Origin of the sequence: Lysobacter enzymogenes (genome assembly GCF_017168095.1) — a bacterium.
Lineage (GTDB): Bacteria > Pseudomonadota > Gammaproteobacteria > Xanthomonadales > Xanthomonadaceae > Lysobacter > Lysobacter enzymogenes_D.
The window spans coordinates 1-11,032 of the sequence record NZ_LXSD01000045.1 but is presented as its reverse complement, the minus strand read 5'-3'; the positions used below and the strand labels follow the sequence as shown (position 1 = coordinate 11,032).

General features: G+C 69.5%; 11 protein-coding genes. 8 read left to right on the top strand and 3 right to left on the bottom strand.

Annotated features, from left to right (window positions below; all coding sequences use genetic code 11):
* The 7 genes from A7A76_RS01340 to A7A76_RS01310 form a co-directional block, all read left to right on the top strand.
* Positions 1–390: hypothetical protein (locus A7A76_RS01340; protein ID WP_206409503.1), on the top strand; the 390-nt coding region annotated here is incomplete at its 5' end.
* Between the two features lie 42 nt (positions 391–432).
* The gene (locus tag A7A76_RS01335; RefSeq protein WP_206409502.1) at positions 433–1,551 is read left to right on the top strand and encodes an XVIPCD domain-containing protein; all 1,119 of its coding nucleotides are present in this window, start codon (positions 433–435) and stop codon (positions 1,549–1,551) included.
* A gap of 379 nt (positions 1,552–1,930) precedes the next feature.
* Entirely contained in the window at positions 1,931–2,482 is a 552-nt protein-coding gene (locus tag A7A76_RS01330; protein WP_206409501.1) for an XVIPCD domain-containing protein, read from the top strand.
* A 37-nt stretch (positions 2,483–2,519) separates the two neighbouring features.
* Positions 2,520–2,810: a hypothetical protein gene (locus A7A76_RS01325; RefSeq protein ID WP_074869708.1), complete on the top strand. Its 291-nt coding sequence runs from the start codon at positions 2,520–2,522 to the stop codon at positions 2,808–2,810.
* Positions 2,811–2,847: 37 nt separating this feature from the next.
* Positions 2,848–4,524 (top strand): type IV secretory system conjugative DNA transfer family protein, encoded by a 1,677-nt coding sequence (locus A7A76_RS01320; protein WP_428995061.1) that lies wholly within the window; start codon positions 2,848–2,850, stop codon positions 4,522–4,524.
* An 82-nt stretch (positions 4,525–4,606) separates the two neighbouring features.
* A complete protein-coding gene (locus A7A76_RS01315) occupies positions 4,607–5,200 on the top strand; it encodes a hypothetical protein (protein ID WP_206409500.1) in 594 nt (197 codons plus the stop codon).
* Between the two features lie 199 nt (positions 5,201–5,399).
* Complete coding sequence (locus A7A76_RS01310; protein WP_206409499.1) at positions 5,400–6,197, top strand: amidohydrolase; 798 nt, start codon at positions 5,400–5,402, stop codon at positions 6,195–6,197.
* Between the two features lie 386 nt (positions 6,198–6,583).
* Here the strand turns inward: A7A76_RS01310 and A7A76_RS01305 are convergent, their stop codons facing one another.
* Positions 6,584–7,738 (bottom strand): NAD(P)/FAD-dependent oxidoreductase, encoded by a 1,155-nt coding sequence (locus A7A76_RS01305; protein ID WP_206409498.1) that lies wholly within the window; start codon positions 7,736–7,738, stop codon positions 6,584–6,586.
* Positions 7,739–7,964: 226 nt separating this feature from the next.
* A complete protein-coding gene (locus A7A76_RS01300) occupies positions 7,965–8,555 on the bottom strand; it encodes a TetR/AcrR family transcriptional regulator (RefSeq protein ID WP_206409497.1) in 591 nt (196 codons plus the stop codon).
* 126 nt (positions 8,556–8,681) lie between these two features.
* On the opposite strand from A7A76_RS01300, the gene A7A76_RS01295 reads away from it, so the two are divergent.
* The gene (locus A7A76_RS01295) at positions 8,682–9,149 is read left to right on the top strand and encodes a DUF1348 family protein (RefSeq protein ID WP_206409496.1); all 468 of its coding nucleotides are present in this window, start codon (positions 8,682–8,684) and stop codon (positions 9,147–9,149) included.
* Between the two features lie 324 nt (positions 9,150–9,473).
* On the opposite strand, the gene A7A76_RS01290 is transcribed toward A7A76_RS01295, so the two are convergent.
* Positions 9,474–10,667 (bottom strand): serine hydrolase domain-containing protein, encoded by a 1,194-nt coding sequence (locus A7A76_RS01290; protein WP_206409495.1) that lies wholly within the window; start codon positions 10,665–10,667, stop codon positions 9,474–9,476.
* Positions 10,668–11,032: the final 365 nt, after the last annotated feature.

The window sequence follows — 11,032 nt, the reverse complement described above, 5'->3', positions numbered from 1 at the left end:
GCCGCCGCGGCGCCCGCCGCCGGCGCTGCGGCGACGCCGGCGACGGCGTGCCCGTCGCAGGACTTCGACGCGTTCCTGGCCGCGTTCGCCGACGACATCCAGGTGCAGCGCGCCTTCACCCAGCGTCCGTTGCGCAGCGAAACCGTCGACGCGAACGCCGACCCGGAACCCAAGCCGGTGACCGCGATGCTCGACGGCGACGCGCTCAAGTTCCCGCTGATGGCCAGCCGCGCCAGACAGCAGGCCGAGGGATTGGTGCTGAGCCAGACCGAACTCAACGGCGACAAGCAAGTGATGCTGGCCAAGCCCGACACCGACTACCAGCTCTCGTTCTTCTTCCGCAAGGGCGAATGCTGGACGTTGTACCGCATGCGCGACGATTCGCTTTAACCGCCCGCGCGGGCGCGAACGACTTTATTTTCAGGAGCCGACATGTCCTACCAAGACGTCATGAACACCATCCTGCCGCCGCAGCAGGGGCGTTCGCCGCACATCACCGGCCACTACGGCGAACACCGCGGCAACGGCCCGCACGGCGGCTCGGATTTCAATTACGTCGGCGGCCAGGCCGGGGTCAACCTGACCCATCCGACCCTGCACTCGCCGGTCACCGGCACGGTGGAATTCGTCGGCGGCCGCTACGGCACCGTCACCATCGTCGACGGCGAAGGCAACCGCCACCAGCTGCTGCACACGCAGAGCCAGTCGGTGGTGGTCGGCCAGCGGGTCGAACCCGGCACGCCGATCGGCACGATGGGCGGGCGCGGCCCCAACGGCGAGGCGCAATACGCCCAGCACGTGCACTATCAGATGAAGGACGCGAACGGCAACAGCGTCAATCCGGAAACGTTCTGGAACCAGCGCGAACACGGCGGCCGCAGCGCCGCCGCCGCGCCGGCCGCGGCCGGCGCCGACGGCGTGCTGCGCCAGGGCGAGCGCGGACAGGAGGTGCGCGCGCTGCAGGAAACCCTCAACCGCCTGGGCTATCGCGACGATCAGGGCCGGCCGCTGGCCGCCGACGGCGACTTCGGCGAACGCAGCCGCCAGGCGGTGGCGCGCTTCCAGCGCGAGAACGGCCTGCACGAGGACGGCATCGCCGGACGCGACACGCTCAAGGCGCTCGGCGAGGCCGCGCCGCGCCGCGAAGGCGGCGACCGCGCGCTGATCTCCGATCCGGGCCATCCGAACAACGGCATGTACCGGCAGGCGCTGGCCGGGCTGGAGCGGCTCGGCCCCGAGGCCGGCTTCCGCAGTGCGCAGGACCGCGAGCGCGCCGCCGCGACCTTGACCTACGAAGCGGCGGTCAGCGGCATGAACCGCATCGACCACGTCGTGCAGAACGTCAACGGCAACGGCGTGTTCGCGGTCCAGGGCGGCTTGAACGATCCGGCCCACCACCGCGTGTTCGCCAATACCCAGCAGGCGGTGAGCCAGAGCGTGGAGCAGTCGAGCCAGCGCCTGGCCCAGGACGCGCCGGCGCAGCAGGCCACGCAGCAGCAGAGCCAGCAGCAGAACCAGCAACAGCAGCCCCCGCGCATGAGCCTGGGCTGAGGTCGATGGCAACCGCGGCGCAGGACGCGCCGCGGCTACAGGAAGCAGGCGCCGGCCGGCAGGGAAGCCGCGGCGGCGCCGCAGTTCGATCGGCACCGGCCGCCGCGCCGTCGGTGGAGGCGGCGGACCGGCGCCGATCGAGGAACCCCGCAGGCCAGGGACGGCATCGAAGTCTCTGCGGGGTTCGCGACAGGGATGTCCCGGCTTCGTCCGCGAGGGCGGGGCAGGCACGGCAGGCTCGATCGCTAGGGAGATCGAGCCTGCCGCTGCCGCTTGCCCGCACGGCGTTCCGGTTCGACCGGGCCGGCCGCACGGGGTAGGCTGCGGTGGTACGGCGGCCAAGGAACGCGACCGGACCCGCTCCGGCCAGGAGACGACGATGAATTCGCAATCGCAGGAACAGACGCTGCAGGCCGGCACCGAAGCCGGTTCGCAAACCCTCGACGAGGTGCGCCGGGCGCAGCAGCGCAACCTGCTCAGCAGCGCCAGCCATCCCCAGCACGAGCAGTTCGCCCATGTGCGGGTGTGCCTGGACCGCAGCGAGGCCGCGCGCCAGTTCAGCCCGGGCGAGCGCGACAACCTCGCCGGAGCCTTGTTGCTGGAAGCCACCCGCGAGCGCCAGCGCGTGGACAGCGTGGCCTTCAGCCAGGACGGCAAGCGCGCGTTCGCGGTCGAACAGGCCGATTCGCCGGCGCGGCGGATCTGCTACGTCGAGACCGAACAGGCGGCGCAGCAATCGCTGCAGCGCAGCAGCGAACAGATGGCGCAGCAGGTGCGCGAGCGCGACCTGCGCGAGCAGCAGCGCCAGGCCGAACGCGAGCGCGAAACCCAGCGCGAGAACGAGCGCGACCGCAACAACCCCGAACGCGGCGACGAGCAGCGGCAGCAGCCGTCGGCCGCGGCGCGCGCGCTGACCCGCGAGCGCGACTGAGCGCGCCGCCGGCGCGCAGCAGGCCCAGGAGGACCGAATGAGCGTGACCAACGAGTTCCAGCACCACATCCGCACCAAGGGCAAGTTCCAGATCGTCGCCCTGACCCACGACGCCGATTTCGACCAGCACCAGGTCTATGCCTACGCGGTGGTGTCCTCCGACGGGCTCAAGATGCGTCAGGAACTGACGCTGAGCGCCGCCCAGCGCTGGCTCGACGACGAGATCCTGCGGGAATTGTTGTCCAAAGGCAGCCTTTCGCCGGATATGATGGCGCAATCGCGCCCGGCGGAGCGTTCCGGGCTCCGGACAGGCCGGAAGCGACGCTGACCGACAGCGGGTTCGGGGATCAAGCAGGAAGTAAAACGTGAAAGGGAAGGCGATTGGCGCCATCGTGGCGCTGCTGGTGACCGCGTTCGCGGGTTTGTATCTGTCCGGCTACATGACGGTGCTGTTGCTCAAGCTCGACGTGCCGGTGGCCTGGAACACCTATCTTCAGTACATCCAGTCGATCGATCTGCCGCAGGTCAAGCCCTACGCGGGCCGGATCAAGGCCGGCGGCCTGCTCGGCTTCGGCTTCCCGACGCTGCTGTACCTGGGCCTGCTGTACCTGATCTTCAAGCCCAAGAAGCAGTCCATGCACGGCGACGCGCGCTTCGCCACCGCCGGCGACCTGGACAAGAAGGACATGTTCAAGTCGACCCCGACCTCGGTCGTGGTCGGCAAGTTCAACGGCAAGCTGGTCCAGCTCAGCGGCCAGCAGTTCGTGATCCTGGCCGCGCCGACCCGCTCGGGCAAGGGCGTGGGCATCGTCATTCCGAACCTGCTGAACTACCAGGGGTCGATGGTGGTGCTGGACATCAAGCAGGAAAACTTCGACCTCACCAGCGGCTGGCGCTCGGGGCAGGGACAGGAGATCTACCTGTTCAACCCCTTCGCCGAAGACCGCCGCACCCACCGCTGGAACCCGCTGACCTACGTGTCCAGCGACCCGGCGTTCCGCGTCTCGGACCTGATGAGCATCGCCGCGATGCTGTATCCGGACGGCTCGGACGACCAGAAGTTCTGGATCAGCCAGGCGCGCAACGCGTTCATGGCCTTCACCCTGTATTTGTTCGAGGCCTACGACGACGCGCAGAAGGTCGGCTTCCCGTTCGCGACCCAGCCGACCATCGGCGCGGTCTACCGGCTGTCCTCCGGCGACGGCAAGAGCGAGCTCAAGCCCTTCCTCAAGGGCCTGTCGGAGCGTCCGTTCCTCAGCGCCAACGCCAAGTCGGCGTTCGCCAACATGCTCTCTCAGGCCGACGAGACCTTCGCCTCGATCCTGGGCACGTTCAAGGAACCGCTGAACCCCTGGATCAATCCGGTGCTCGACGCGGCCACCGCGGCCGACGACTTCCTGCTGACCGACCTGCGCAAGAAGAAGATGACGATCTACGTCGGCATCCAGCCGAACAAGCTGGCCGAGAGCCGGCTGATCGTGAACCTGTTCTTCAGCCAGATCATCAACCTCAACACCCGCGAGCTGCCGCAGAACAACAAGGAGCTCAAGCACCAGTGCCTGTTGCTGATGGACGAGTTCACCTCCATCGGCAAGGTCGACATCATCGCCTCGGCGGTGTCGTACATGGCCGGCTACAACATCCGCCTGCTGCCGATCATCCAGAGCATGTCGCAGCTCGACGCGACCTACGGCAAGGACGTCTCGCGCACGATCATCACCAACCACGCGCTGCAGATCATCTACGCCCCGCGCGAGCAGCAGGACGCCAACGACTACTCCGAGATGCTCGGCTACACCACGGTGCGCAAGACCAACGTCACCCGCGGCAAGGACATCTCGCGCAGCGAATCCGAAGAGCGCCGCGCGCTGATGCTGCCGCAGGAGCTCAAGGCGATGGGCTTCGACAACGAGGTGTTCCTGTACGAGGGCATCCCGCATCCGGTGAAGTGCGACAAGATCAAGTACTACCAGGACAAGATGTTCACCCAGCGCCTGTTGCCGAAGGTGACGGTGCCGATGCTCGACATCAAGGTCGGCTGATCGCGGCGGCACGTCGCCATCCGCGAAAACGCCGCCATGTTCCGGCGGCGTTTTCGTTTGGCGGCCATGGCGGGGAAGGGCGATGACCAGGCAACTGCTCAACTCGGTGCGGTATCAGGGGCGCGTGTGGCAGCAGATCGCGCTGCACGGGCAGGATGGGTTCGAGCCGCATCGGCACGGGTTCGCGGCGCGCGGCAACTGCACCGCGCTCCAACGCGGCTGGTACGCCGAGTTTTCGGCCGAGCCGCGGCTGCGCCTGCAGGAACTGCACGTCAACCACTGGGTCGAGGGCTTGCTGCCCGTGCTGCAGCGGCGCGTGTCGGGCCCCATGTTCAACGGCGTATCGGCGGTGCCGGGCTCCCGATATCGATGCAACAGCCTTTATCGCGAGCTGGAACTCTCGATCCCGTTCAGCGGCGGCTTGTTGCTGGCCCGGGACTACTATGTCTCGTTGGGCGGCCGCTATGGAAACGCGTTCTGGATGTATGCGCAGGTCTGCGAATTGATCTACCGGCGCGGCCGTCTGGTCGAGGCGATCGATCACGCGCAGACCATCGCGCTGGCGCGCGGATCGGCTCGCAAGCCGGCGGGGCCGGCGCTGGCCGGCTCGGTGCCCGCAGACCTCGATCCTGCGGCGCGCGAGCGCCTGGCCCCGCGCTTTCGCTATCCCTACTGAAAGCGGTCGCGACGGCTATGTCGCCGCGTCGCGGCGCGAGCGGCTGCGCGGCGCCGCGCAAGACCGGCGCGAGGCGTTTTCTTATGACGACGGGTTTTGCGACTAGGCCGTCGCGGGCGTGGTTTTTCGACCCGCGCCGCGCCCCGCGTCCGCGGCGGCGGGTCATAATGGGCACTGCACGCATATCCGACCGACCCTCATGAACGATCTGCGCATCACCCTGATCCAAGGCGCCACCCGCTGGCACGACCCTGCCGGCAACCGTGACTACTACGGCGAGCTGATCGGCCAGGCTCAGGGCATCACCGACCTGGTGCTGCTGCCGGAGACCTTCACCAGCGGCTTCAGCAACGAGGCCATCGGCAACGCCGAGACCATGGACGGGCCGACCGTGGCCTGGATCCGCGAGCAGGCCGCCCGGCTCGGCGCCGCGGTCTGCGGCAGCGTGCAACTGCGCACCGACGAGGGCGTGTTCAACCGCCTGCTGTTCGCCACGCCCGACGGCGCGTTGCAGACCTACGACAAGCGCCACCTGTTCCGTTACGCCAAGGAACACGAACGCTACGCGGCCGGGCGCGAGCGGCTGACGGTGGAGTGGAAGGGCTGGCGGATCTGTCCGCTGGTCTGCTACGACCTGCGTTTTCCGGTGTTCTCGCGCAACCGTTTCGACGTCGAGCGCCCCGGCGCGCTGGATTACGACCTGCTGCTGTACGTGGCCAACTGGCCTTCGGCGCGCGCGTATCCGTGGAAGACCCTGCTGCGCGCGCGCGCGATCGAAAACCTGTGCTACGTCGCCGGGCTCAACCGCGTCGGCAACGACGGCAACGGCCTGCATTATTCCGGCGACAGCGCGGTGATCGATTTCCTCGGCCAGCCGATCAGCGAATGCACCGACGAGGAAGTGGTGGTCACCACGACCTTGCAGGCGGCCGAGCTGGCGGCGCATCGCGAGCGGTTTCCGGCGATGCTGGATGGGGATCGGTTCGAGCTGGCGTAAGCGCGTGCAGGCGATGCGGAAAACCCGTGCCGGGCTCGCTTCGGCTTTCGACGGACTGGCCGAGTCGATGGATCGCGGCTCGCGCGTCGACACAACTGCGATGAAATCTTCGCAATGGCTGCGTGTTCGCGGTCGCGACTCGCGTCGCTCCTGCAGCGGCTGCGGCAAGTCCGGTGTCCCGCTGTAGGAGCGACGCGAGTCGCGACCGCGAATACGCAACTGCGACAAACTTCACTTGAGCCCGTGAGTGGCGCTCGACAACAAGCGAAGATCAATCGCTTGCGTAGCGACAGCGAGTTCAACGCCAATCTCGGCTTCGCCCGGTGCGACGGTTTGCAGGGCAGGGCGCGTGTGCTCCGAGCCCGTGCCGATGAACCCGCTATAGCTCAGTAATGCTCCGATGCCCGCGAGCGCGCCGTCGCGCTTTCGATCTCGTCCTCGCCGACGCCGCGCTTGTGGAAGTACACCTGCTCGGCCGCCCAGCGCAGCGGCGTGGAGTTCAGCAGCAGGTCGAACGGCCAGTCGAACTGGAAGCGGTCGAACGCCCAGCGCAGCGCGCGTTTGCGGCGGAAGCGCGGGGCCGCGTCTTCGGCGATGGATTCCGGCGCCGGGCCGATGCCGCGCGCGTGCAGGGCGATGGCCTGGCCCAGGGTTTCGCCGTGCGCCCAGGCCGAATGGATGCCGCCGGCGGTGACCGGCGAGACGATGCCGGCGGCGTCGCCGGTCAGCATCGCGCCGTTGCGCGCCAGCGGGAACACCGGGCCGCCGCACGGAATCAGGCCGGCGCGGGTATGCGCCGGCTGCAGGCCCTCGGGCAGGCCGACCGCGCCGCGCACGCGCGCCAGGAAGCCGTCGATGTCGGGCACGCGCGCGCGTTCGGCGTCGTGGCGCAAGGCCAGGCCGGCCTGCACGCCGGTCGGGTTCTGCGCGACCCAGCCGATGTAGCCCGGCGCGTAGCGCTTGCTGACGAAGCAGTGCAAGGCGCCGGATTCGGGCAGCGCCGCGCCGGGGAACTCGTACTCGATGCCGTACAGGAACTCCTGAGTGCGGCCCAGCCCGGTGCGTTCGGCGACGCGCGACTTGGCGCCGTCGGCGCCGACCAGGAAGCGCGCGCGGCCGACGCCTTCGATCCGCCAGCCATCTTCCTCGCGCTCGGCCTGGGTGAACGAGGCGCCCAGGCGCAGGTCGACGCCGTGGCGCTGCAGCTCCTGCGCCAGCCAGCGCATCAGTCGCGGCGTGTCGGTGGTGAGGAAGTAGTAGCCCGGCGCGCTCAACGCCATGCTGCGCAGGTTCGGCGAATACAGCCGCACCCGTTCGACCCGATGCGTGCAGCTCTGCGGCGCGCGGCTGAGCCAGGTGTGCTCGGCCGCTTCCTTGACCACGATGCCGGTGGTGCGCAGCTTGTCGCCGGGGTCGCGCTTGCGCTCCAGCACCACCACGCGCAGGCCGGCGCGCACCGCCGCGAGCGCGCAGGCGGCGCCGGCGAAACTGGCGCCGACCACGACCAGATCGCAATCGAAACGCTCGCAGTTCGGAAGCATGGCGCGGACCTCGGCTGGGGAGTGCGCTGCAGTGTGTCCGCCGAAGGCGAAGCGCGTATGGGGCCTGTGTGAAGTGTCGGGCTGAGTCACGCGCAAAGCGCTTACGCGGTCGGCGCAAGCGCTAAAAGATCGTAAATCCGCGTTCGCGCACGCCAGCGCGGAGGCGAGGCGGCGGGCCTTCAGGGCAGACTGTCGCGAGTGCGCGCGGTCCGCGCGGCGCGACGGATCAGCGCGCGCGTTTCGGTGCCGGCGCGCTGACGGGTGCGTCGACGGATGCCTCCACGATCGCGCGCAGCGCCGCCAAGGCATCGTCCGGCGAGCCGTCGCATGCCGCGCGCACGATCGCGCCGTCGACCGCGACCGCCAACGCGCGTGCGCGCGCCTCGCGTGCGGGCGCGTCGGGCAACAGGTCGGCGATGCGCGCCTGCATCGCGCGCTTGTGCGCGCGCGCGCGGTCGACCGCCTCGGGCAGGGCGGGGCCGAGCTCGGCGACGGTGTTGACGAAGGCGCAGCCGCGGAACTGCGGATGCGCGAACCATTCGCGCAGGACCGGCGCCAGCGCCGCGGCATCGTCGCCGTGGCGGCGCAGGGCTGCGTCGAACCAGGCCATCCAGCGTTCGTGGCGGTAATCCAGGAACGCCAGGACCAGGTCGTTCTTGCTCGGGTAGTGCCGGTACAGCGTCACCTTGGTCACGCCGGATTCGGCGATGACCCGGTCGACGCCGGTGGCGCGCACGCCTTCCAGATAGAACAGGTCGTGCGCGGTCTGCAGGATGCGCTCGCGCGCGCTCGGGGGCGGGGCGGTCTTGCCGGTCATGGCGCGATGGTAGACCGGTTCGTCTACCCATGCCAGCGGTGTAGACAGATCGGTCTACTCGGCGTAGCGTTGTGTGTAGACCGATCTGTCTACATCAATCGGATTCAACCTCAACCAGGAGTGCCCATGGACGCCCGCCCGCCGCTGCCCCCGTTCGACCGCGACACCGCCGCACACAAGGTCCGCCTTGCCGAAGACGCCTGGAACAGCCGCGATCCCGAGCGCATCGCCCAGGCCTATACCGCCGACACGCGCTGGCGCAACCGCGCCGAGTTCGTCGAGGGGCGCCAGGACGTGGTCGCGTTCCTGCAGCGCAAGTGGATCCGCGAACTCGACTACCGCCTGATCAAGGAACTGTGGGCGCACGACGGCCACCGCATCGCGGTGCGCTTCGCCTACGAATGGCGCGACGACTCGGGCCAGTGGTACCGCAGCTACGGCAACGAGAACTGGGAATTCGCCGACGACGGGCGCATGGCGCGGCGCATCGCCAGCATCAACGACAAGCCGATCGCCGAGAGCGAGCGCAAGTTCCATTGGCCGCACGGGCGGCGGCCGGACGATCATCCGGGGCTGAGCGAATTGGGCCTGTAGTTGCGGTTCGCGCTGCGGGCCTTCGCGGTCGACCGATCGTCGCGGTCGCGCCTCGCGTCGCTCCTACAGTCGGCGATGCCGCAACGCCGCCGCTGTAGGAGCGGCGCAAGCCGCGACCGCGACCCCGCGCCTGCGTCGCAAGCCGCCTATCGCCGCCGCAGTCAGCGCGGTTCCCACACTCGGCGATGCCGCAACGCAGCCGCTGTAGGAGCGGCGCAAGCCGCGACCGCGACACCGCACCTGCGTCGCAAGCCGCCTATCGCGACGCCGCCCGCACGACTCCAGCTGAAGCTCGCGCGCGAAGGTCAGGCTCCGCGCCGTCGCTCACCCGCCATCCAGCCCCGCATACACCGCATCGCGCAGTTCGCGCACGAACTGCCCGTCCATGCCTTCCAGCGCCGTATTGGTCAGCGCGACCACGCTCAGCCCGCGCTGCGGGTCGAGGAACCACGAATGCCCGTACACGCCGCCCCAGGCCAGGGTGCCGCGCGATTGCGGGGTGGCCGCGGCGACCGGGTCGACCAGCACGGCGGCGCCGTAGCCGTAGCCCCAGCCCGGATCCAGGCCTTCGACCGTCTGCAACGGCGTATGCAGTTGCAGCAAGGTCGCCACGCTGGCCGGCGCGAGCGCGCCGTCGCCGCCGCGCCGCAACGCTTCCAGCAGACGCAGCACGTCGCCGGCGGTGCCGGCCATGCCGGCGCCACCGGAGGGATAGGAGCCGGCCTTTTCGATCCGGCCCGGCGCATAGCGCAGCACGCCGTCGTAGAACGGCAGCTCGCTGCCGTCGTGCATGCGCAGCGGCCGGAGCGAGCCGTCGGCGGCGACGCCGTTGCCGTAATGCGCGGCCAGGCGCTTGTAGTCGGCGACCTGGAAGCCGGTGTCGGCCATCGCCAGCGGCGCCAGGATCAGCTCGTCGATCAACTGCGGCAGCGGCGTATCGGTAGCGCGCGCCATCGCCTCGCCGAGCACGTCCAGGCCGAGCGAATAGCGAAAGCCGGCGCCGGGCGCGAAGCGCAGCCGGGTCTGGCCGAGACGGCGCAGGTTTTCCTCGATCGACAGGCCCGGCTGGTCGAAGCCGTCGGAGACATCGAAGGTGTCGTAGTCGTTGCCGGCGGGCTCGCCGAAGCGGTAGCTCAGGCCCGAGGTGTGGGCGAGCAGGTGGCGCAGGCGGATCTCCGGCGCGCTGCCGTCGGCCAGACGCGGGCGGAACTGCGGCAGCCAGCGGGTCACCGGCGCGTCCAGGTCGAGGCGGCCGCGTTCGGCCAGCTCGACCGCGGCCGCGGCGACGATGGGTTTGGTCACCGAGGCCAGCAGGAAGATCGCGTCCTCGCGCATCAGGCGGTCGGACTCGCGGTCGGCCTGGCCGGCGGCGCGGCGGTAGACCGCCTCGCCGTCATGGGCGACCAGCACCACAGCGCCGACCAGGCGGCGTTCGGCCAGGGCGCGGTCGAGGGCGTCGTCGACGCGGTCGCGCAGGGACAGGGCCGCGGCGGGCGCGACGGAGACGGCAAGGTTCATGGCAGGCGCTCCTGCGGGAATGACGTGTGGAACATGGCAGGAATTGTGCAATGCACAAGTGACCGTGGCGAAACACTGCGGTGTCGCTGGCCGGATTGCGCGCCGGGGCGCATCGGCGCAGGCGATGGGCGCCGTTTGCCGGATGTTGCCGGTAAATTTGCCGAGGTTGCGCAAGCGCTGCACGCAAGCGCCCGGGCCTGGCGAGCCCGCCGCAGCGGCGAGGCGCCTGGGCGCGGAGAGATTCGGAAGATTTGCGCCGCGGAAACGACGAAGGGCGCTCGCGCGCCCTCCGTCGGAACCTCATTGGCTGACGCCGATCAGCCGCGCGGGCCGCGGCCGCCGCCGGGACGGCCGCCGCCGCGCGG